The organism is Cobetia amphilecti (assembly GCF_032923285.1).
GTDB classification, from domain to species: Bacteria; Pseudomonadota; Gammaproteobacteria; order Pseudomonadales; family Halomonadaceae; genus Cobetia; species Cobetia amphilecti.
Window position 1 is genome coordinate 1,596,419 of record NZ_CP136695.1, and the last position, 20,040, is coordinate 1,616,458.

General features: G+C 63.0%; 26 protein-coding genes. 25 read left to right on the plus strand and 1 reads right to left on the minus strand.

What is annotated here, in order from left to right:
• The first annotated feature begins 4 nt into the window (after positions 1-4).
• The 11 genes from R1T44_RS06840 to R1T44_RS06890 all read left to right on the plus strand — a co-directional run bounded on the left by R1T44_RS06840 (position 5) and on the right by R1T44_RS06890 (position 6,927).
• Positions 5-220, plus strand: a complete 216-nt coding sequence (locus R1T44_RS06840; RefSeq protein ID WP_317292793.1) for a hypothetical protein — start codon at positions 5-7, stop codon at positions 218-220.
• 28 nt (positions 221-248) lie between these two features.
• Positions 249-1,253 carry a DnaT-like ssDNA-binding domain-containing protein gene (locus tag R1T44_RS06845; protein ID WP_317292794.1) on the plus strand — a complete coding sequence of 335 codons (1,005 nt, stop codon included), beginning with the start codon at positions 249-251 and terminating at the stop codon, positions 1,251-1,253.
• Positions 1,195-1,944 (plus strand): replication protein P, encoded by a 750-nt coding sequence (locus R1T44_RS06850; RefSeq protein WP_317292795.1) that lies wholly within the window; start codon positions 1,195-1,197, stop codon positions 1,942-1,944. The genes R1T44_RS06845 and R1T44_RS06850 overlap by 59 nt, the downstream gene beginning before the upstream one ends.
• On the plus strand, positions 1,931-2,287 hold the full coding sequence (locus tag R1T44_RS06855) for a hypothetical protein (RefSeq protein ID WP_317292796.1): 357 nt from the start codon (positions 1,931-1,933) through the stop codon (positions 2,285-2,287). The genes R1T44_RS06850 and R1T44_RS06855 overlap by 14 nt, the downstream gene beginning before the upstream one ends.
• Before the next feature lie 178 nt (positions 2,288-2,465).
• Complete coding sequence (locus R1T44_RS06860; RefSeq protein ID WP_225347799.1) at positions 2,466-2,768, plus strand: hypothetical protein; 303 nt, start codon at positions 2,466-2,468, stop codon at positions 2,766-2,768.
• The gene (locus R1T44_RS06865) at positions 2,765-3,301 is read left to right on the plus strand and encodes a VRR-NUC domain-containing protein (protein WP_317292797.1); all 537 of its coding nucleotides are present in this window, start codon (positions 2,765-2,767) and stop codon (positions 3,299-3,301) included. The genes R1T44_RS06860 and R1T44_RS06865 overlap by 4 nt, the downstream gene beginning before the upstream one ends.
• A 35-nt stretch (positions 3,302-3,336) precedes the next feature.
• Positions 3,337-3,897, plus strand: coding sequence for a hypothetical protein (locus R1T44_RS06870; protein WP_317292798.1), 561 nt, complete (start codon positions 3,337-3,339; stop codon positions 3,895-3,897).
• Positions 3,898-4,619: 722 nt separating this feature from the next.
• Complete coding sequence (locus tag R1T44_RS06875; protein WP_317292799.1) at positions 4,620-5,150, plus strand: glycoside hydrolase family 24 protein; 531 nt, start codon at positions 4,620-4,622, stop codon at positions 5,148-5,150.
• A gap of 44 nt (positions 5,151-5,194) precedes the next feature.
• Entirely contained in the window at positions 5,195-5,548 is a 354-nt protein-coding gene (locus R1T44_RS06880; protein ID WP_131431534.1) for a phage holin, lambda family, read from the plus strand.
• The gene (locus R1T44_RS06885; protein ID WP_317292800.1) at positions 5,536-5,961 is read left to right on the plus strand and encodes a hypothetical protein; all 426 of its coding nucleotides are present in this window, start codon (positions 5,536-5,538) and stop codon (positions 5,959-5,961) included. Before R1T44_RS06880 ends, R1T44_RS06885 begins: the two co-directional genes overlap by 13 nt.
• Before the next feature lie 390 nt (positions 5,962-6,351).
• A complete protein-coding gene (locus R1T44_RS06890; protein ID WP_317292801.1) occupies positions 6,352-6,927 on the plus strand; it encodes a KilA-N domain-containing protein in 576 nt (191 codons plus the stop codon).
• Between the two features lie 92 nt (positions 6,928-7,019).
• Here the strand turns inward: R1T44_RS06890 and R1T44_RS06895 are convergent, their stop codons facing one another.
• Positions 7,020-7,211 (minus strand): DUF2188 domain-containing protein, encoded by a 192-nt coding sequence (locus R1T44_RS06895; RefSeq protein WP_215824087.1) that lies wholly within the window; start codon positions 7,209-7,211, stop codon positions 7,020-7,022.
• Between the two features lie 109 nt (positions 7,212-7,320).
• Here R1T44_RS06895 and R1T44_RS06900 point away from each other — a divergent pair, with 109 nt between their 5' ends.
• The 14 genes from R1T44_RS06900 (at position 7,321) to R1T44_RS06965 (ending at position 20,024) form a co-directional block, all read left to right on the plus strand.
• Positions 7,321-7,647, plus strand: a complete 327-nt coding sequence (locus R1T44_RS06900) for an HNH endonuclease (RefSeq protein WP_317292929.1) — start codon at positions 7,321-7,323, stop codon at positions 7,645-7,647.
• A gap of 123 nt (positions 7,648-7,770) precedes the next feature.
• A complete protein-coding gene (locus tag R1T44_RS06905; RefSeq protein ID WP_215824089.1) occupies positions 7,771-8,250 on the plus strand; it encodes a phage terminase small subunit P27 family in 480 nt (159 codons plus the stop codon).
• 6 nt (positions 8,251-8,256) lie between these two features.
• On the plus strand, positions 8,257-9,966 hold the full coding sequence (locus R1T44_RS06910) for a terminase large subunit (RefSeq protein ID WP_166019414.1): 1,710 nt from the start codon (positions 8,257-8,259) through the stop codon (positions 9,964-9,966).
• Between the two features lies 1 nt (position 9,967).
• Positions 9,968-10,132, plus strand: a complete 165-nt coding sequence (locus R1T44_RS06915; protein WP_166019415.1) for a hypothetical protein — start codon at positions 9,968-9,970, stop codon at positions 10,130-10,132.
• Positions 10,129-11,349, plus strand: a complete 1,221-nt coding sequence (locus tag R1T44_RS06920; RefSeq protein ID WP_054557051.1) for a phage portal protein — start codon at positions 10,129-10,131, stop codon at positions 11,347-11,349. Before R1T44_RS06915 ends, R1T44_RS06920 begins: the two co-directional genes overlap by 4 nt.
• The gene (locus R1T44_RS06925; protein WP_084208182.1) at positions 11,346-11,948 is read left to right on the plus strand and encodes an HK97 family phage prohead protease; all 603 of its coding nucleotides are present in this window, start codon (positions 11,346-11,348) and stop codon (positions 11,946-11,948) included. Before R1T44_RS06920 ends, R1T44_RS06925 begins: the two co-directional genes overlap by 4 nt.
• A gap of 15 nt (positions 11,949-11,963) precedes the next feature.
• The gene (locus R1T44_RS06930) at positions 11,964-13,208 is read left to right on the plus strand and encodes a phage major capsid protein (RefSeq protein ID WP_317292802.1); all 1,245 of its coding nucleotides are present in this window, start codon (positions 11,964-11,966) and stop codon (positions 13,206-13,208) included.
• Between the two features lie 77 nt (positions 13,209-13,285).
• Entirely contained in the window at positions 13,286-13,615 is a 330-nt protein-coding gene (locus R1T44_RS06935) for a head-tail connector protein (protein ID WP_054557054.1), read from the plus strand.
• A gap of 7 nt (positions 13,616-13,622) precedes the next feature.
• Positions 13,623-14,168 carry a head-tail adaptor protein gene (locus R1T44_RS06940; RefSeq protein ID WP_317292803.1) on the plus strand — a complete coding sequence of 182 codons (546 nt, stop codon included), beginning with the start codon at positions 13,623-13,625 and terminating at the stop codon, positions 14,166-14,168.
• A gap of 11 nt (positions 14,169-14,179) precedes the next feature.
• Positions 14,180-14,758, plus strand: a complete 579-nt coding sequence (locus R1T44_RS06945; RefSeq protein ID WP_317292804.1) for a hypothetical protein — start codon at positions 14,180-14,182, stop codon at positions 14,756-14,758.
• On the plus strand, positions 14,755-15,195 hold the full coding sequence (locus tag R1T44_RS06950; RefSeq protein WP_166019420.1) for a hypothetical protein: 441 nt from the start codon (positions 14,755-14,757) through the stop codon (positions 15,193-15,195). The genes R1T44_RS06945 and R1T44_RS06950 overlap by 4 nt, the downstream gene beginning before the upstream one ends.
• A gap of 3 nt (positions 15,196-15,198) precedes the next feature.
• A complete protein-coding gene (locus R1T44_RS06955; RefSeq protein ID WP_317292805.1) occupies positions 15,199-15,945 on the plus strand; it encodes a phage tail tube protein in 747 nt (248 codons plus the stop codon).
• Between the two features lie 12 nt (positions 15,946-15,957).
• Positions 15,958-16,149, plus strand: a complete 192-nt coding sequence (locus tag R1T44_RS06960) for a DUF7210 family protein (protein WP_054557059.1) — start codon at positions 15,958-15,960, stop codon at positions 16,147-16,149.
• A gap of 71 nt (positions 16,150-16,220) precedes the next feature.
• Entirely contained in the window at positions 16,221-20,024 is a 3,804-nt protein-coding gene (locus R1T44_RS06965) for a coiled-coil domain-containing protein (RefSeq protein ID WP_317292806.1), read from the plus strand.
• Positions 20,025-20,040 lie beyond the last annotated feature (16 nt).

Consider the following 20,040-nt stretch of genomic DNA (forward strand, 5'->3'; position numbering starts at 1 on the left):
AGAGATGTCCCGTGCTGGCCGCAAGATCGCCAAGCTGAAGGATCTGCTGCCAGACCAGCCGCGCCTCACCGGCGAATATCACTCGGCCTATGCCGCCTGGCACCAGTGCAATGCGTTGCTGGCGGCCCGTCGCGGCGACAAGGGCGGCGAACTGGGCAGCATGCAGTGGCATCAGGCCCGCGCTGCCAAATATCTGACACTGGCGGGAGGTGAGGCATGAGTCTGCATCGATCACAAACGAGTCGCCAATGCTCGATGCGGGAATATCGATGATGCAGTACCTCGTTGCTATCAACCAAGTCAAGGCCGTCGAGTGGGGGCTCAATGCTCAGCAGGCGATGCTGTTTGCGTTTCTGCATCAGGTGCCGACCTGGGCAAATGCGCGTCAGATCGATGGCCACACCTACTACAACATCGGCAAGGGGAAGATCTGCGAAGAGCTCCCGATGCTGACTGATAAGCACGACACCGCCTACCGACTCATGAAGCAGCTGGCCAAGCTCGATCTGATCGTGATGACCAGTTGCGACAACCGGACGTATATGCGCCTAACCGAGAAGGGGGTGACCTGGAACCGCTCGGTAGGGTCGGAAAAATCTCCGATCTGTCCCTCGGCGCCTGATTCTCAAGGGTCGGAAAAAAATCCGACCTTGGAAAAATCTCCGGGCGGGGTCGGAAAAATATCCGTGCCAGGGTCGGAAAAATCTCCGACGAATCAGGGTACCAATGATCCTAACCCCTCTCTCTCTGGCGCGGGCGAGCCGAGCATCTTCGAACGAGCGGCCCAGCAGGCAGACAACGGCCAGCCGCAAGTGACAGCCGGGGCCCGTCAGGTGCTGATGACATTGGACTGGCAGCCGGATGCCACCCACTGGCAGACGGAGACGGTGCGCCGTGGTGATCCATCGCTGACATGGGATCAGGGCGAGCTGGCGGACTTTACCGCGCACTTCGCGGATCAGCCGGGCCGGAGGCATTCGCATCATGCCTGGTGCGCCAAGTTTGCGGGTTGGGTGAGCGAGAACCGTAAGCGAGAGGCGGCCCGCCAGGCCCGCATGAGTCAGAACGCCAACACATCGAACAACACTGCACGCAACGCTGGAGGCACCCATGGAAGCCGTCGCTCAACTGGTCCAATCCGTAACTCGAAACTCTCAGCCGCTGAGGGGCGTGCACTCATTGAGCAGCGCCGCCGTGAACAAGCCGAAGGCCAGCCGCCGTCCGGCGACATCATCGATGGCGAGTGGCTGTGATGACCTGCCACGGGTGAGCCAGAAGGCGGTGGATGCATTGTTCGATCGCTTGGCCCAGCTGCATGGCGCCCATTGGCACCGCCGCTGCCGTGAGATGGGCTGGGGCACTGAGGAGAATGGCCAGTGGGTGAGCTGTGACGTGGAAGGCGAGTGGCTGGCGGCCCTGAGCCACTTGAGCGCCCAGCACCTGCGCTGTGGCTTGCAGGCCGAGAAGGCCCGCACTGCCAAGTCGCTACAGCAGCGTGGCAACGCCTTCCCGCCGGACAGCGCCATGCAGTTCGCCGAGCTATGCCAGATGACGCCCGAAGGGCTGGGCCTGCCGGACTTCGACACTGCCTGGCAGGCATTGCAGGACCACGCCTTCACCGGCAAGCCGTACCCGCATGAGGCCATCGCCGCCGCGGGCGAGCACATGGACCTTCACGGCATGGCCTCTGCCAGCTATCAGCGCATGGACAAGCACGAGCGCGCCTTCCGCGTGTATTACCAGCAGGTGGTGGAGCGCTTCGCCCGGGGTGATGACCTCAAGCCGCAAGCAGCGATTGGACATGACGGCCAACTGTCACCGGCAGAACGTGCCGCCATGGCGGGGGAGGAGAAGGCCCGCAAGGCGGCGGGTGAACTGGCAGGCATCACACCTGCCCAGGCACTGAAGATGATGCGAGGAGGGTTGGCACATGGCGAATCATGAGGATCAGGCAATCCCCACGGGTATTGGCAGCAGGCCTACTGGTGCGACTCGTCCGCGCCGCGCGTCGCTGGACAATCCGGCTTGTCAGCTAGGTCGGACGTATCTGGCACTCAGTGAATCGCGCTCGTGGCTGATGTTGCATGAGCTGGCAGCCGAGATCCGCAAGCGCTTCGATCGGTTGGATAGTGAGGCAGCCATCAGTGCCCGCCTGCGAGATCTGCGTCGCCAGCATGGGTTGATCGTGGAGAGCCGCCGGCGTGGAGACAGTGCCGCGCATGAATACCGTCTGATCCGCTTGGCGCCAGCAGGACGTCAGACGGATGTGTTGGGGATGTTGCAGTGAGCTATCGCCCCGCCGGCAGCTACAGGCGGCCGAATCATTCAGCCCTGCGTCGCTGCTTTGCCTGCGGTAGTCGCGTGGCCATCCATCAGCTGGCGGGGTGTCTGGGGACGTGCAAGCGCTGCATTGCCCTGGGCGCTCCCCGCTTCAATGCCAATGGTGAGCGACTGAGGGGGCAAGCGTGACTGAGACCACACCCAAGCCCGCTGGCGGCCCACTGGCCCGCAAGGCCGCGATGTTGTGCCAGGCCGAGGGATTCCATCGCTATCTGGATCAGGCGCGCCGGGCTCGACACGGCATCGATACCAATGTGCTGCCGGATGGTACGCACAAGGAGGAAGACGCGGTGGACTTTATTCGCACGGCCTGCGGGGTAAAAAGTCGCGCCGAGATCGATCATGAGCCGAGGGCGGCGCACATGCTGCGCCGGATCATCACCAACTATCGCCGCTGGCAATCCAATCAGGTGAGGGCATCGTCATGAGCTGGGCAACACATCCTTCCGCCAAGGTAGCGGCCCGCAAGTCGCCGAACCGTACCGCCGGCCAAGCCCGCAAGTCGGCGCCACGCATCGACCGTGAAGGGTTGGAGCAGAAGGTTCTGATTCGCTGGCTCAAGGGCGAGAAGCTGCGCGGCAAGCCGGTGGGCGTGCTGCTCGAGGATGTCACCTATCACGTCCCCAATGGTGGCAAGCGCAACAAGAAGACGGCTGCCGACCTCAAGGCCCAGGGCGTGCGGGCTGGGGTGAGTGACCTGGTGGTGGCCACGGCCCGCGGTGGGTATCACGGACTCTACATCGAGTTCAAAGCAGCCCCGCCACATGATGCCGCCCTGGCGAAGTCTCAGCGCGAATGGCTTGAGAAGATGGAGGGAAATGGCTATCTGGCGGTGCTGGCTAAAGGCGTGGATGAGGCCAAGGCGGTGCTGGTGGCCTATGCGAGTTGGCCCGAGACAGTGGTGGCCGGTGAGCTGGAGGTGATGCCGCATGGCAGTGAGTGGCGCAAGGCAACGGCATAGGGCTCACGTAGTAACCCGGAGCAGGAGGGCAGGACATGCAGCGGATCGAGGATATGGGGCTGGCGGAGACCTTCCGCCTGATCGAGAAGCTGCCGGAGGGCGTGAGGCGTCAGCAGGCGTTGGCACATGCTCTGGATGAGCTGCTCGAGGAGGAAATCGAGTATCGCACCGGGCTGCGCCATCAGAATGCCGGGTGGCATCAGGTGTCATCGGTGGGCGGTATGGGGGAAGGGCGTGGCGAGTGCACGGGCCTGGTGGATCACGTCGGCAAGGCGGCAGAGCGTTATCAGCAGGAAAGCCAGTGGCGGACGATGGCGGCAGCGCTGCTGTCACGCCTGAGTGATCGACAGCGTATGGCGGTACTGCTGGCGGCCTATGCCATTCCGCCGGTGCAGAATTGCCAGTCGCCGCGCATGATGACCCAATCGCAGGCCGTGGCGGCGCAGGTGGCGATTCTGGCGCGGCTGGGCTGGGTGCCCGGGGCGGTGAAGGTGGCGGAGCCCTTCAGCACTGTGAAGTCGTTGCAAAGAGCGGCCACGAGAGCGCGTGAATCTCTACTGCATATGGTGCTTTCTCAGGCCGAGATGGCCGCCTGACTACCATATGTTGCACAAGCGGGGGTTTGAGGGTACGATTCAGCTATTGTGTGATTCTTGCGTCTCTGGATCACCACTCATTTCAAGGCCCTGCCATCTGGCGGGGCTTTTTGGTTTATATCTCGTTGATCGATAGCTTAGCTCTTCTCCCCGATATGGCTCATCCTCGCTGATGGGGCACTCTGAGCAGGGGATAACATGAATCACATAGACGCTGGACTCGTTGAAAGAGCTAAGGCTGACCCTTCGGAGCTTCTGGCTCTAGGGGCTTTGCTAAATAAAGAGCGAAACAGGGACGAGCTCACCTTCTCGGAGCTACTCGAACGCTATAGGCACGTGGGGCTGACGAGTGACATAGCAGATTCGGCCTGTCACGAGGAGGAGCTTGCGCGCAGGCTGGAGCAAGCGAGAGGTATCAATCGAACTTTTTCCTTTAAGGACGGCCATGCTCGATGACATCATTTGTGTGACTCATGTGGAGATGGCCAAAGGGGGCGATTTCAGGCCTCTTGGCGAGTCTCTATGCATTGTGTGTGACGACATGGGGATAGACTTGGATGTTGTCATTGAGGAATGTGAATTTACACGGCTCACTCACGAGGTTGCTTTGGCAGCGCTGAAGCACGGTCGTTACCGCAGACAATATTCGTAGTGTGTTCCATGTGTTTTCCGAGCCCTGCCATCCGGCGGGGCTTTTTCGTATCTGCTTACCGGTGATGCCCATGCCTGCACATGCCCCCGCGCACTGGCTCGATGAGGTCGAGCTGGTGGGCTTCGATGCGCCTGTTGATCCAGCAGCTGATGATGCCAGCAATCTGGCGGCCTTTCTGGACACCATTGCCTATGCCGAGGGCACGCCGCGCTTCAGCTCGATTGAGGGCTATGACGTGCTGGTGGGCGGCAAGACCTTCGATGGCTTCGACGATCATCCCCGCCAGTCGGTGTGGCTGAAGTCGTACAACATCCACAGCACGGCGGCGGGCCGGTACCAGTTCCTGGTAGGGACGTGGGATGACCTGGCCAAGCGCTTCCACCTGCCTGACTTCTCGCCGGCCTCTCAGGATGAGGCGGCCAGGCAGTTGATCCGCCAGTGCCGGGCATTGGGGCTGGTGCATGACGGGCGCATCGCTGAGGCCATCCACGCCTGTCGGCGCATCTGGGCGAGTTTGCCGGGGGCAGGGTACGGGCAGCGTGAGCTTGATACCGATGAGCTGCTGGGCGTGTACGTGCGTGCTGGCGGCCACATCGCATAACGATAACGACGAACTACGCAGGGCCTACCGACTCAGGAGGCCATATGCATGACGACGACCACGAGCCCGCCGATATGCCACACCGCGATCCATCGACATGGCAGATGCTGCTGGAGTGGCTACAGCCGTATCAAGCCAACCTCTATGCAGCGGGTCTGTCATTCGTGATCGCACTGCTGCGCGGCCTGCATGCTGGTGGCCGCTTCTACAAGTCATTGCTCGAGGCGACCCTGGTGGGTGGCCTGACATTGGCGCTCAAGCCGCTGCTGGACTGGGGCGGCTTGGATCAGGACATGGCCGTGGCCATCGGGGCTGCGATCGCTTTCCTCGGTGTCGAGTGGCTGCGTGCCAAGTCTGACGCCATCTTCGATAAGGTGCTGGGACGATGGCTGCACTGATCACGACCGCGTGGGCATGGGGCCGCAAGCTGATATCAGGCGTGAAGATCGAGGTCGTCCTGATGGCAGTGGTGCTGGGCTGGGGTGCGATGAAGACCTATGAGGCGACCAAGGCCGAGCAGCATGCCAATGACCTCAAGGCTGAGCTATCCACCGAGAAGGCAGTCAACCGCGGGCTCGAGATGATGGCGCTGCACTATGGCAATCAGATGAAGCGATTGTCCGTCGCATTGGAGGCACGCGAAGCCAGTCGCGCACTGGATGACCGTTCAATCATGGCTGCCCGGGCAGCTGCACGCCGGATGGAGAGAGACGATGCGCCGACTGGGGATTGGGCTGACAGGCCTGTGCCTGATGCTGCTGCTGAGTGGCTGCAGCGCCTTCGAGAGCAAGCCAGTGGTGATGCCCACTGAGTGGCAGTGCACGCCTGATGTGCCGAGCTACCTGCTCAATCCACTGCCTGCCCCTGATCGGCCAGTGACATCCAACCGCGATCTGCTCAGCCTACTGGCTGACTATGAGTCACAGCGTCGCCGATTCAACGCTGACCGCACGGCGACGGCCTCGATCCTCGAGCGCCTGGCCGATGGCCCTGATGGTGCCGAGCAGACGACTGCTGAGTAACACCGCAAGAATTGAAAAGCCCTGCCTTCCGGCGGGGCTTTTTTGTGGGCGCTTCACCCGCGCCCGGCACTTACCAGAGCCTTTCAGGATAGAGCCTGAGGAGCGCCGATGGCTTCATCGGGCCTCTCTGGGTTGGCGACTCCTGGGTGACAGGCTCTATCTCTAAAAGGCTTCTACCGATGACAAACGTTATCCCGTTCGATTACGAAGGACAGTTCATCCGCTTCAACACGGATGGTTGGATCAATGCCACCGACATTGCCAAGCGCTTTGGGAAGGAGCCGAATGATTGGCTGATGCAGCGTGACAGCATCAGGTATCTAGCCGCCCTTTCTAGAGCTCTTGGTAAAGGTGATCTTCTGCAGGAATTCAATATTATCAAGCAGTTAGATGGCATAAGGTCTGCCTCTAAGGCCAAGATGCTGAGGCTGGCAAAGAAGTCAGGTCTAGTGATCACAAAGGCCGGGAGTGAAGGTGGAACGTGGCTGCATCCTAAATTGGCCGTGGTCTTTGCTCGATGGTTGGATGTCGATTTCGCCGTTTGGTGTGACCTACGCATCGATGCGTTGATGCGCGGTGAGCTGAGCGCTATGCAAGAGTTCGAGAAGGCCTGTCGCGCACTGGATGACCAGAATGCCAAGGGCAGCCTTGCCGGTCGCGAGCTGGCCAGCCATCGGTGGGTCAAGCCGGCGCTGGAGTCTCGCGCTGACTACTGGCGGCAAGAGCTCCAGATGGCGCTGCCCATCGACCCCTGAGTTCTGGATTGATTGACAAGGCTGACGAGCGGTCAAGGCACCCCCAGCTTGGGGGTTCCTTGGCGCCCAGAAATACTCATATATCGCCCTGGTCACAGTACGCGGTCTCGCCCAGTGCCTCCGTCGCGGATGACATAGAGCTTGTATCCCTTGATATGGGCGAGAGCCTCTGCGTACTCACGCGCTTCGGCTTCCTGCTTGAATGTCTTGTGCGGCATATCCTCGAGCTCACGACGTACTGCCCAGCCGTCAGTGCAGCGGTAGAGATATAGCTCGAGCATCATGGGTGTCTCCTTTGATCGGTGCCCCTGCATGTTCGTGTATGCGCAACTCTCAACGTAGTAGAGGAGAAGGTCTGTGCCTATCAAACCGCCACGTCCCTGCAAGGCACCCATGTGTGGTGGCAAGACGACGGCCTCTCATGGGTACTGCGAAGCGCATGCCGATCGAGCCATCAACTGGGGCAAGAGCAAGCGAGGTGGGCAAGGCCGAGGTGGTCGGCCATGGCGGCGACTGCGAAACGCGATTCTCAAGCGTGATCGCTACCTCTGCCAGCCATGCGAGCGCATGAACCGCATCACGCCAGCTACTGAAGTTGATCACATCGCGGGCAAGGCTCAGGGCGGCACAGACGCCGCTGACAACCTCGAAGCGATCTGCAAGTCCTGCCATCAGACCAAGACGGCAAGCGAGGCGCAGGCGGCCAGATCAGGCGACTGAGGCAGGCTCTGAGAGGGGGAGGGGGTGCAATCTCTACCACCTTTGGGGGCGGCCACCGTTCCGTTACGTTTCTTTCTCACACCCGCGAAATTGAAAAATCAGCCTAGCGCGAAGGATTCTCAGATGACACGAGGTCGCAAGCCCAAACCAAGCCACTTGAAGGCGGTGCAGGGCAACGCCGGCAAGCGTGCCATCAACCATGACGAGCCCGAGGGCGATGCACTTGATGAAGTCCCGCCGGCACCCGACTGGCTATGCGAGATCGGCCGTGATGCCTGGGACAAGCTCGCGCCCTGGTTGGTTGGCTCCAAGATCCTGACGCGCTCTGACCTGCATCAGCTCGAGGCCTACTGCGATGCCTACGCCACCTGGCGTCAGGCCGTGGTCGAGATCCAGCAATGCGGCCTGGTGCTGGAAAGTCCTGCCACCGGTGCCCCCATCAAGAACCCAGCTCTGACCGCGAAGAATGAGGCAGCCCGCCAGATGACCACATTCGGCAGTGCACTCGGTCTCGATCCGTCCAGCCGAGCACGCCTGGCCGTGCCCGGGTCCAAGGATGCCGCCAACCCCTTCGCCGAGCTGCTGGGTGGCAACAAGCGATGACACTCAATGGCCAGCTATCCCAACGTCAATGCTGCGAACAAGTACGCTCGGGACGTGGTGGCTGGCCGGATACCCGCTTGCAAGTGGGTCCGCCTTGCTTGCCAGCGTCATGTCGATGAACAGAAGGCGGCCAAGACGCGCGCCTTTCCCTACCGCTTCGACCGTGACGCCGCCGAGCGGGCATGCGCCTTCATCCAGCTGCTGCCTCACACCAAGGGCAAGTGGGCGCGCGAGCGCAAGCTGATCACGCTCGAACCCTGGCAGCTCTTCATCTTCAGTGTGCTGTTCGGCTGGATGAGCAAGCGCAGCGGGCAGCGCCGTTACCGCGAGGCCTACATCGAGGTACCGCGCAAGAACGGCAAGTCAGTGATCGCCGCTGGCGTGGCCACCTACATGCTGGCCGCCGATGGGGAATACGGCGCCGAGGTCTACTGTGGTGCCACCACCGAGAAGCAGGCCTGGGAGGTCTTCCGCCCGGCCAAGCTGATGCTGCAGAAGTCACCGGCCCTGATCAGCGCCGCCGGCATCGAGGTGATGGCCAAGAACATTAGCATCCCCGGCGACGGCTCCCGTCTGGAACCGATGATCGGTGACCCGGGCGACGGCTCGAGCCCCAGCTGCGCCATTGTCGATGAGTTCCACGAGCACCAATCGCCCAGCCTCTACGAGACCATGCTGACCGGCATGGGTGCCCGCGATCAGCCGCTGATGTTCATCATCACCACTGCCGGCTTCAACCTCGCTGGCCCTTGCTACGACAAGCGCCGGCAAGCGCAGCAGATGCTCGAGGGTGTGGTTGATAACCCTGAGCTCTTCGCGCTGATCTACACCATCGATGAGGGCGACGACTGGCAGTCACCGGACGTGCTGCGCAAGGCCAACCCCAACTTCGGTGTCAGCGTCAGCGAGGAATTCCTGCTCAAGGCGCAGCGCGATGCTATCCAGTATCCCAGTCGCCAGAACTCCTTTCTGACCAAGCACCTCGATGTCTGGGTCTCGGCACGCAGCGCCTGGCTGAATATGGCCACCTGGCTGGCGGCCGGTGATGACTCGATGTCGCTGGACCAGATGGAGGGCGAGCCCTGCTGGCTGGGTGTTGACCTTGCCAGCAAGACCGACATCGCCGCCATCGGCCTGATCTTCCGCAAGGTGCGAGAGGACGCCAAGGTCGAGTGGCGTGCCTTCGTGCGCAGCTACCTGCCGGAAGGTGCGATCGAGCGCGCCAGCAGCAACCGCGCTGCCTATGAGGGCTGGGTCAACTCCGGCCACCTGATCATCACTGATGGTGAAGAACTCGACTTCGAGGTCATCCGGCAGGACATCCTCGACCTCTCCAGTCGCTTCGATGTGCAGGAAGTTGCCTACGATCCCTGGCGGGCTACCCAGCTCGCCCATCAGTTGATGCAGGAAGGCGCGCCGGTCATCGAGTACCGCAACACGGTCCAGAACATGAGCCCCGCCATGCGCGAGATGGAGGCCGCCGTCACTGGCGGTCGCTTCACGCACCCGGCTGACCCGCTGCTCACCTGGATGGCCAGCAACGTGGTCGCCAAGGCCGACGCCAAAGAGAACATCTACCCGCGCAAGGAAGCCGCCGACAACAAGATCGACGGCATCATCGCGCTGCTCATGGCGTTGGGGCGTGCCATCACCCTCGATGTCGAGCCGCCCAGCCTTCTCGACTCCCTCTCAGACGACGACTTCCTGGTCATGTGACATGCGAAACCTACTGTTCGACACCCTCGGGCTGGCCGGCTTCGCCAGCCTGACGGGCGGCCTGTACCTGCGATTCGGCCTCGCGGACGCGCTGATGGTCAGTGGCAGCCTGCTACTGGTGTTGGCACTGCTCGGCGCACGCGCCATGCGCAAGGGGGCCTCATGATTCTCGATCAACTGTTCTCCACCCGCTCGGTCGAGAACCCGGCAACACCGCTCACCGGTCAGACGCTGGCGGACTATCTGCATGGCGACTCCAGCATCACGGTCAACCAGCAGAGCGCCATGACGCTTGGCGCGGTCTACGCCTGCATCTACGTGCTGTCATCCTCGCTGGCGCAATTGCCGCTGCACGTCATGCGCAAGCAGAACGGCGTCATCACCGCCGCCACGGACCACCCCGCGTATCAGCTGCTGCATGACGAGCCCAACGACTGGCAGACCAGCTACAAGTGGCGCGAGACGGCCCAGTCCCACGTGCTTGGCTGGGGCAATGGCTACACCGAGGTGGTTCGGGATGCGCGGGGCAATGCCGTCTCCCTGCAACGCCATTGTCCGTGGAACTGCAGCCCAGTGAAGCGCGGCAACCGCTGGCTATATGCCGTCACCGATGAGGATGGCTCACGCGCCGTCGCGACCGAGGACATGATCCACGTTCGTGCACTCGGCTCGCACGATCGCACCGGCGTCAGCGTGGTGCGCCAGCACGCCGAGACCATTGGCCTCGGGCTGGCGGCCCAGCGCTACGGCAAGGATTTCTTCGAGGGAGGCGGGCGCCCGACCGGGCTTGTCACCGTCAAGGACAGCTTGAACGCCGACAGCTGGAATCGCCTCAAGGAGACCTGGGCCAAGGCCGTGGCCAGCCTGCGCCAGTCCGAGAACAAGACGCTGATGCTCCCCGCACAGCTGGATTACAAGTCGATCACCATCGCGCCGGAGGACGCCCAGTTCCTCGAGACGCGCAAGCTCAACCGCTCCGAGGTGGCCGGCATCTTCAACGTGCCAGCGCACATGATCAACGACCTGGACAAGGCCACCTTCTCGAATATCTCCGAGCAGGCCATCCAGTTCGTGCGGCACACGATGATGCCCTGGGTCATCAACTGGGAGCAGGAGATCAACCGCGCCATCTTCACGCCCACCGAGCGTCGGGCTGGCTACTACGCCAAGTTCAACCTCGCCGGGCTGCTGCGCGGCACCCCCACGGAGCGTGCCGAGTTCTATCACAAGGCCATCACCGATGGCTGGATGGATCGCAACGAAGTCCGCGCCCTGGAAGACATGAACCCACGCGATGGCCTCAGCGAGATGCTGATCAGCGTCAACGCCACCCCAGCCAGTCAGCTGGGCCAGTCACCCTCGCCCGAGGACTCCACATCATGAGTGAGACAGAAAAGCGCGCCCTGACGTGCGAGGTCCGCGCCGAAGCGGGCGAAGAAGGGCAGCCGTTGCGGATCATTGGTCACGGCGCCGTCTTCAACAAGCGCAGCGAAATGATCATGGGCATGTTCAAGGAGCAGATCGCCCCCGGTGCATTCGACAACGTGCTGGGCGATGACGTGCGCGCCCTGTTCAACCATGACCCCAACTTCGTGCTCGGCCGCACCCTCAGCAACACGCTGTCGCTGTCCGTGGATGAAGAGGGCCTGCGTTATGAGATCGACCCACCCGACACCCAGTCGGTGCGTGATCTGGTCATGGCGCCGCTGGCACGGGGCGACATCACCGGCTCCAGCTTCGCCTTCCGAGTCGCCCCCGATGGTGACGAGTGGGGCGAGGACGAGCACGGCGTGATCGTGCGCACCATCCACCGATTCAGCCGCCTGCTGGATGTGTCCCCCGTGACCTATCCGGCTTACCCCGATGCGGGCGCCGCCAAGCGGTCGCTCCAAGCTCGCTGCGATGAACTCCGAGAGATCACGCAGCGTGCCGTCAATCAGCGCCGCGCCCGCGAGCGCTTCCTTGAACTCATCAATGCCTGAGCCCGTGGAGGCTACATGAAACTCTCTGAACTGAAGCAGAAGTACGCGGCCGTCGCCAAGGACATGCGCAAGATGCATGAAGATGCCGGTGACACCGAATGGAAGGATGAGCAGCGCAGCCAGTGGCAGTCCATGAAGAGCGAGCTGGATGGCCTGCAGGACAAGATCGATCGCGAAGAAGCCCTGCGCGATGCGGACCAGCGTTTCGTGCGTGACAACGAAGAGGAGCTGCGCGGCCAGTCTCAGACGCCGGAAGCTGGGCAGTCCCAGGGCCCGAGCGTGGATGAGCAGCGTGCCGCGGCCTTCGATGCCTTCGTGCGTGAAGGCATGGGCAACATGAGCAAAGAGCAGCGCGCGATCATGCGTGAGATGCGAGCTCAGGCAGCGGGCGAGAATGACAAGGGCGGCTACACCGTCCCGACCACCATGCTCAACCGCATCCATGAGTCCATGCAGGACTATGGCGGGCTGGCCTCGGTCGCCCAGATCCTGAATACCTCCGATGGCGCCACCATCGAATGGCCGGTGTCTGACGGTACCGGGGAAGAGGGCGAGCTGCTGGGCGAGAACACCGCCGCCAGTGAAAAGGATGTCGAGTTCGGCATCCAGAACCTCGGCGCCAAGAAGCTGAGCTCCAAGGTCATCCGTGTCTCCAACGAGCTGCTGCAGGACTCGGCCTTTGACATCGAGGGCTTCCTGGCCTCGCGCATCGGCTCCCGTATCGGTCGCGCCGAAGCCAAGTACCTGGTGAGCGGTACCGGTGCCGGCACGCCCCAGCAGCCCAAGGGCCTCGCCACCTCGGTCACTGGCACCGTGGCGGCAGCCGCCGCGGCCAGCCTGAACTGGAAGGACATCACCAAGCTGATCCACAGCATTGATCCGGCGTACCGTCGCGCGGCGAACTTCCGTCTGGGCTTCAACGACAACACCCTGCAGAAGATCACCGAGATGGAAGATGGCCAGGGTCGCCCGCTGTGGCTGCCGGCCGTCGCGGGCCTGGCGCCATCCACGGTACTCGGTCAGTCCTACTTCATTGATCAGGGCTTCGAGGACATGGCCGCGAGCAAGAAATTCATGTTCGCCGGTGACTTCCAGCAGTTCGTGATTCGCCGCATCAACTACATGACGCTCAAGCGCCTGGTCGAACGCTATGCCGAGTTCGACCAGACGGCCTTCCTCGCCTTCCTCGCCTTCCATCGCTTCGATTGCGTGCTGCAGGACACTGCCGCCATCAAGGCGCTGACCGGCAAGGCGGCCTGATCCTCACCCACCACCTGACACAAGGGCCGCCATCGCGCGGCCCTTGCCTGTTGGGGCCAACCCCATGAGGCATGCCGATGCTCGAGCTGGACATCATCAAGTTGCACGTCCGGCTGGAGCCGGACTTCTCCGAGGACGATCAGCTCCTCGAGACCTATTCCAATGCGGCCCGTCGCGTCATTGAAGGACGCACGGGGCGCACGCTGTATGAAACCCACGACGCCATCCCGGCAGAAGGGGATGAGCACGCGCTGGTCATCGATGACGACATCACCACCGCGATGCTGCTGCTGATCGGCCACTGGTACGAGACCCGTGAAGCCGTGGTCATCGGCACCATCACCTCAGAGGTACCCATGGCCGTGGGCGCCCTGGTCGATCACTACACCCATTACCACTTCGCATGAGGTGACTATGCGCGCCGGACAGCTTCGTCATCGCGTCACCCTGCTGGGTAGCCGCACCGGGCATCCGCCCAGCTGGCCCACCTTGCGTGAGGTCTGGGCCGAATTCGTGGAGCCCAAGAGTGCCGGGCGAGAAGAGCAGGCGGGTATCCGTGCCCCATCTTCCACGCTGGTGCGTATGCGGCCCCGCGATGAGTTGGCAGCAGGCCAGATCATCCGCCGCCGCGACGGAGTGCTGTTCATCATCGAATCCCTCGATCCGGCACGCAGCATGGTGGAGATTGCCGCGCGTCGCCTGCAAGGCGTGGTGGCCGAGTATGAGCCGATGAGGGGGGAGGCCTATCCCATTCAGGCATGGCTGCACCGGCAGAACGTCTTCATCGGCCAGGCCAATGAGGCCCGCAACGTGGTCGAGGTACTGCAACCGGAGCTGCGCTGGCCGTGGCCAGAGCCCGGCGACAGGATTCACATCGCCGGTCTGGCGCTCGAGATCGAAGGCATCGTGGAAGGCAGCGATGACGGCATCACCGTGCAGCTGTTCACCATTCCTCGCTGACAGGAGGCCGCATGCCTCGCAAGCGTGGCAAGAACTCACGGCTGCCCAAGGGCGTGGCCATCGAGGGGTTGACCGATAGCCTGGCGGAGTTCAGGGCGCTACCCGCGGCCACCCGCCGCGCGATGACCTCGGCCATCAATGCGCAGGCATCCGCGACCCGCAAGCAGCTCATCGATGACATCAGCGCCGATGGCAAGGTCAGGCCGACGGCGGTGCGCTCGCGCATCACGGTCGAGAAGGCCAGCAAGGACCAGCCAAGCGCCAGCCTCACGCTCAGCCGCTCACCGGTGCCATTCAAGTCCTGGCAGTACCGCACCGAGGTGGAGGATGGCACTGGCACCCGCGCCAGTATCTGGATTCGCAAGGGCGGCCAGCGCATGCGGGTCTACGGCTTCGTCAATCCCAAGGGCGGCAGCAAGACACCGCTGGTGCGCTACCGCAAGGGCAGTCAGCGCCGCCTCACCCGCGCCAACGGCTGGACCCTCAAGAACCATTGGAATCATCAGGTGAATGGCGAGCTGCGCAACCAGATCGCCTTCGACCTCCAGCAACGCTTCCTCGCTCGCCTTGCCAAGGAGAGAGCCACATGACGCCCATCACCCGCGTGATCGATGCCTTCGTGGCACAACTGGCGGCCATCTCGACGGCCAATGGCCATGCCACCGACATCGCGCATATTGAGACCGAGGCCATCCAGATCAACCTGCGCTCGGAGACCCCGCTGCCACTGCTGCATGTCCGTCGTCTGGCCAGCAACGTGGACGCCCGCGCCGGGCGGGGGACGCGCAAGGAATCGATCAGCCTTCAGATCGAGGCCTATCTCGACCTCAAGACCCATGGGCGTGCCGGTCAGGATGCGCTGCTCAATGATCTTTACAACGCCATCTATCCGGAGAGCCAGGTACTGCTGGATGGGCTGGCGGTCGCCATCACGACTGGTGAAGCCGAACTGGATGATGCGGAGCTGGGCAGCCGCATTCTTCCCATCTATCTGCCCGTGACCATCACCTACACCCGCACGAGGTAACTCATGGCTGACTTCAAAGACACAGGCCTGATCATGTCTGGCGACATCTTCATGGCCGAGGTGGATGCCGACGGCAAGTTCGGCGCCCTGAATGGCCCGATGAACGTGCCGTCCCTGAGCATCACGCCGACCAGCGTGAACCGCATTTCCCGCCCTTCCTTCCAGAAGGACAACTACGGCCAGGCGCTGGATGCCGTCAACCTGCCCAGCGATTCGGCCAGTGTCACCATCCAGTTCGATTCCATGCCGGCCGCCATGCTGGCGGAGACGCTTGGCGGCACGGCAGAGCTGGCGGATGCCGAAGCTGACAGCGTGACCGGCGAGGCGCTGACCCTGACGGAAGGGGCCTGGGCGGCGCTGCCGCATTCCTCGCTGGCCGCGGGAAGTGTCGTGGTCACCAAGGACGCTACCGATGTCACTGCTGACTGCGACATCAACCTGAGTGCCGGCCTGATCAAGGCGCGCACCGCTTCCGCGGCAGGCGATGTCACCGTGGATTACGACACCGAGGCCGTCACCGGCTATCGCGTGATGGGTGACACCGAGATCTCCAAGCCGCGTTACATCCTGGTGGATGGCATCAATCTCGCCACTGGCAAGCGTACCCGGGTCGAGATCTTCCGTGCCGTGCTGTCAGCGGATCAGGCCACCGAGCTGATGGGCACCGAGTTCATCACCGGGCAGCTGTCCGGCTCGCTGGTGGTGCCGCCCGGCAAGGGCGCCGCCTACACCGCCACCATGTACAGCTAACGGGAGCGAGCCATGACCGACAAGACTGCTACGGGCAAGACTGGCACTGAGGCCAAGCCCGGCACTGAGGCAAAGCCCACCGACTCGGTGAGCGTCAAGCTCAGGAAGGCACACCGCCACGGCGGCAAGGAGTATGCCGCCGGTGACTCCCTCACCCTCGAGGTGCGCCAGCTGGATCGACTGAAGAAGGCGGGCAAGGTCTGAGCCTGCCTGCTGTGAGTTGCACCACCTAGTCCGCCATCTGGCGGGCTTTTTCATGTCCGGAGCACGACACGATGGCCAATCAGAGTGACATTCAGCTGCGCATTCAGGCCGCGGTCGATGGGCTGCAAGACATCGGCAAGCTGATGAGCGAGCTGGACAATCTCGGGCAGGATAGCAGCGAGGCCTCAGCCGAGGTCGAGCGCCTCTCTGAAGAAATGTCGGCCATCGGCCAGCAACAGAAGCTGGTCACCCAGATCAACAAGGTCGCGGCGGTCGTGGATGACGCCGGGACTGCCATGCGCGAGGCCGTGGACAAGGCTGACGGCTTGCAGGCCGCGTATGAGAATTCCGCCAATGGTGCGGACTCGCTGCGGCTGGCGACACAGCGGGCCGCGCAAGAGGCGGACGACGCCAAGGCGGCGCATGTCGCCCAGGCCCAGACGCTGACCCAGCTGCAGACCAGCTACAAGGGCGCCCAGACCGCCACCACTGCCGCCCGTCAGGCATGGCGTGATGCCGCACAGCGTGTGCGTGACCTCAAGTCCGAGATCGGCCGGAGCGCCAACGCCACCGACGAGCAGCGCCAGGCATTGTCGCGGGCCAGTGGTGCCGTGGAGCAGGCGAAGGATGCCTACGATGCCCAGGCACAAAGCCTCAGCAGTCTGCGTGATGAGCTGCAGCAGCAGCGTGAAGCGACGGATGAGGCCAAGGAGGAGTGGCAGAGCGCCAGCGCCAGTGCGGCCCAGCTGACGGCCGAGCTCAAGCCGGTCGAGCGTGAACTGAAGCAGCAGGAAAAGGCCCTCAACAAGGCCCGCGCGGCAGCCGACAAGGCGACCGCCGGTCATGAGGCTCAGGCCCAGAAGCTCACGCGCCTGCAGCAGGATGCCCACGCCGCGGGTGTGGACATCGACAACCTGGCCGATGAAGAACAGCGCCTGGCCCGCCAATCCCGCGAGCTGGAAGACGACGTGACCTCGCTGGCATCCGGCTTACGTGAGACCGCCGCGGCCGCCCGCGAATCCGGTGAGGCAGCCGAGCGCAGCGAAAGCCGCTTCAAGAAAGCGGGTGCCTCACTCAAACAGTGGGCTGCCGGTGCTGCCGCCGCCACGGTGGCAGGGGCAGGGCTGGCCGTCGGCTGGGCCACGCGCTACACCGCTCAGCAGGCTGAGATGGCCCAGCAGCTGGATATCACGTCGCGCTCGCTGGGTATCTCCACTCAGGCGCTGCAGGGCTATCAGTACGCCTTTCAGCGTGCCGGTATCGATGCCGACAAGACTGCCAATATCTTCAAGGACACGGCCGACAAGATCGGTGACGCCTACCAGAACGGCGGCGGTGAGGCGCAGGACGCCCTCGATGCTCTGGGCATCAAGGCCGAGGAGCTGATCGAGCTGGCGCCAGACGAGATGATGTTGCGCCTGGCCGATGCCATGAAGGATCTGCCCCAGGCAGCTCAGGTCAACCTGCTGGAATCGCTGGCAGACGATGCCACACGCCTGCAGCCACTGCTTGCCAATAATGCCGCTGAACTCCGAGCCCTGATGGAAGAGGCCAGCGAGGTGGGGCTGATCATGTCCCCCGAGCAGATCGCTAATCTGCAAGCGACCGATGACGCCATCACCCGCCTGCAAGGCCGGCTACAAGGGTTGAGCAATCGCCTGATGGGCGAGCTGTCACCGGCGGTCAATCAGGTGTCCGCTGACTTCGAGAAGGCTCTGGCGGAAAACCCCGGGCTGCTGGACGACCTCGCCACGGCCATCGGGGGTGTGATTCGCACCGGCGGTGAGTGGGCTCGGAGCTTCATAGAGCATCGCGATCAGATTGGCGGTGCCATGCAGTCGGTCGTCGATACCGGCCAGTTTATGGGCAATTCTCTGCTGGCCGTATTCCGGTTGGTGCAGTCAGCGGCCGCCGGATTGACGGCCGGCATCGCAAGCGTCAGCACCGGTGTGCTGCAGCTCAACGCCAAGTCGCTCGAGTTGCTGAACAAGGTTGGCGCTGCTACCGATGAAGAAGTCGCCAGGGCGCAGGCCAAGGCCAAGGCGGCAGAACAGACGCTCTATGACCTCAACAAGGATGCCGCGCGTTACTTCAAACAGGCTGCCGAGGCAGGGAAGGACGCGGCCAACGCCTTCGACAACAGCGATACGGCCGCGCAGAAAGCCGCCAAGTCTGCTGCCAAGCAGGCCGCTGCCTCTGAGGCTGCGGCCATTGCCGCCAAGAAGCAGGCCGAGGAGGAAGAGAAGGCCGCCAAGCAGGCAGCGGATGCGGCCGCCAAACGCCAGAAGGCACTGGAAAACGCCGCCACTTCTCTCGGTACCTCGCTGGGCGAGCTGTCCAGTGGTATTGCAGACAGCGAGCAGGAAGCCCTCGATGCCTTCGCCACGCTGGCGGCCAGTGGTGAATTGAGTGCGGCGCAGCTGGCGACGGCCTTCGAGAAGGCGCAGGACAAGATCAAATCTGACAAGGGGATCGCCGCCCTCAAGGATCAGGTCGATGGGCTGGTGAATGACGGCGTGACCGGCGCGGATGCCCTCGCGACCAAGTGGAAGTCTGCTGGTGCCCGCCTGGCCAAGGACATGGGCACCACCCTGGAAGAGATTCGCACCGGTGTGACCGAGGCGGAACGCTCAGCCATTGATGCCTTCACCAAGATCGCCTCTACCGGCGAGCTGTCCGCCAAGGAGCTGAGCCGTGCCTATGTCGGCGCCAAGGAGCAGATCAGCTCGAAGGAAGGCATCAAGGCCTTCGGCGCGGTTCTCGATGGGCTGGTCAAGGATGGCGTGACCGGGGCTCGCACGCTCAAGGCGCAGTGGATCGAGGCGCAGGAAGCCACGGCCAAGGCAGCCCGGGACACGGGAGACAAAGCGCAGCAGGCCTCTGCCGACACGGCCAAGACGGTGGAGGCCTCTGTCACGCGCAGTGCCCAGACCATTGCCCAGCTGATGAGCAATGCCCTGCACGAGACGGAAGAGCAGATGCGGTCACTCAGTGACGCCGCCTATCAGGCCTTCGCGACTGACTGGGGCATCGACACCCAGGCCGAAGGCATCGAGGGCATGCAGGACCGCATTGCCGAGTTGGATCATGAAATCGGTGATCTTCGCGACAACCTCGCCACCCGTCTCGACTCCACCGGCTTCACGGCCTGGATGACGGACCTCGCCACCACGTCACGTCAGACCGAGATCACCTTCCTCGAGCAGAAGATCGCCGTGGAATCGCTGATCGACCAGATCGAGGCAGGGCGGGCGCCAGCCAGCGCACTCTCGCAGGACATGGATGATCTCTCACGCCGCTTCGACCTGCTCGATGAGTCGGACCTCTCCGGCCTCGAAAGCTCCATTCAGTCGGTGCGCAGTCAGGTTGAGTCGCTGTCAGACAGCGTGAGTGACACCTTGGCCAGTCTGCGCTCGGAGCTCGCCAGCCTCCAGGGCGATAGCGCCCAGGTGGAGGCACTGCGCTATCAGCAGCAACAGACCGAGCTTCAGGAGGCACTTAACGCCGCCCGGGCATTGGGCGATGCTCAGACTATCAGCGCGGCGCAGGAGTCGCTGCGTCTGGCGGAACGCGCCCACGACCTGCGCCTTGAGGATATCCGCGCCCAGTCCGAGCAGGAGAAGCAGCAGGCTTTGGCTGATGAGGCTGAGCGTCAGCGCAACGTGCAGGAGGCCGAAGTCATCCAGCGCGAGAACAACCGTGACGCCCAGAACCGTACTAGCCAGCTCACCCAGTCGGTGCAGGCCCAGCGCCGCGTGGCGGTAGACCTCAACATCGGTAACGAGACCGTAACCCTCAACGGGGTGGACGAGCGCGAGGCCGATGCCTTCCTTGATCGATTGACCCAAGCCTCACGCACGACGGCCCGCCGCTGATGGCGGGCGCTTCATT

Coding starts and splice junctions, on each gene's coding strand:
- R1T44_RS06890 (WP_317292801.1), top strand. CDS start 6,352: ATGACAAACGTTATCCCGTTCGATTACGAAGGACAGTTCATCCGCTTC.
- R1T44_RS06840 (WP_317292793.1), top strand. CDS start 5: ATGTCCCGTGCTGGCCGCAAGATCGCCAAGCTGAAGGATCTGCTGCCA.
- R1T44_RS06920 (WP_054557051.1), top strand. CDS start 10,129: ATGATTCTCGATCAACTGTTCTCCACCCGCTCGGTCGAGAACCCGGCA.
- R1T44_RS06915 (WP_166019415.1), top strand. CDS start 9,968: ATGCGAAACCTACTGTTCGACACCCTCGGGCTGGCCGGCTTCGCCAGC.
- R1T44_RS06955 (WP_317292805.1), top strand. CDS start 15,199: ATGGCTGACTTCAAAGACACAGGCCTGATCATGTCTGGCGACATCTTC.
- R1T44_RS06925 (WP_084208182.1), top strand. CDS start 11,346: ATGAGTGAGACAGAAAAGCGCGCCCTGACGTGCGAGGTCCGCGCCGAA.
- R1T44_RS06960 (WP_054557059.1), top strand. CDS start 15,958: ATGACCGACAAGACTGCTACGGGCAAGACTGGCACTGAGGCCAAGCCC.
- R1T44_RS06935 (WP_054557054.1), top strand. CDS start 13,286: ATGCTCGAGCTGGACATCATCAAGTTGCACGTCCGGCTGGAGCCGGAC.
- R1T44_RS06965 (WP_317292806.1), top strand. CDS start 16,221: ATGGCCAATCAGAGTGACATTCAGCTGCGCATTCAGGCCGCGGTCGAT.
- R1T44_RS06950 (WP_166019420.1), top strand. CDS start 14,755: ATGACGCCCATCACCCGCGTGATCGATGCCTTCGTGGCACAACTGGCG.
- R1T44_RS06940 (WP_317292803.1), top strand. CDS start 13,623: ATGCGCGCCGGACAGCTTCGTCATCGCGTCACCCTGCTGGGTAGCCGC.
- R1T44_RS06930 (WP_317292802.1), top strand. CDS start 11,964: ATGAAACTCTCTGAACTGAAGCAGAAGTACGCGGCCGTCGCCAAGGAC.
- R1T44_RS06845 (WP_317292794.1), top strand. CDS start 249: ATGCTCGATGCGGGAATATCGATGATGCAGTACCTCGTTGCTATCAAC.
- R1T44_RS06910 (WP_166019414.1), top strand. CDS start 8,257: ATGGCCAGCTATCCCAACGTCAATGCTGCGAACAAGTACGCTCGGGAC.
- R1T44_RS06885 (WP_317292800.1), top strand. CDS start 5,536: ATGGCTGCACTGATCACGACCGCGTGGGCATGGGGCCGCAAGCTGATA.
- R1T44_RS06945 (WP_317292804.1), top strand. CDS start 14,180: ATGCCTCGCAAGCGTGGCAAGAACTCACGGCTGCCCAAGGGCGTGGCC.
- R1T44_RS06855 (WP_317292796.1), top strand. CDS start 1,931: ATGGCGAATCATGAGGATCAGGCAATCCCCACGGGTATTGGCAGCAGG.
- R1T44_RS06870 (WP_317292798.1), top strand. CDS start 3,337: ATGCAGCGGATCGAGGATATGGGGCTGGCGGAGACCTTCCGCCTGATC.
- R1T44_RS06875 (WP_317292799.1), top strand. CDS start 4,620: ATGCCTGCACATGCCCCCGCGCACTGGCTCGATGAGGTCGAGCTGGTG.
- R1T44_RS06880 (WP_131431534.1), top strand. CDS start 5,195: ATGCATGACGACGACCACGAGCCCGCCGATATGCCACACCGCGATCCA.
- R1T44_RS06900 (WP_317292929.1), top strand. CDS start 7,321: ATGTGTGGTGGCAAGACGACGGCCTCTCATGGGTACTGCGAAGCGCAT.
- R1T44_RS06895 (WP_215824087.1), bottom strand. CDS start 7,211: ATGATGCTCGAGCTATATCTCTACCGCTGCACTGACGGCTGGGCAGTA.
- R1T44_RS06905 (WP_215824089.1), top strand. CDS start 7,771: ATGACACGAGGTCGCAAGCCCAAACCAAGCCACTTGAAGGCGGTGCAG.
- R1T44_RS06865 (WP_317292797.1), top strand. CDS start 2,765: ATGAGCTGGGCAACACATCCTTCCGCCAAGGTAGCGGCCCGCAAGTCG.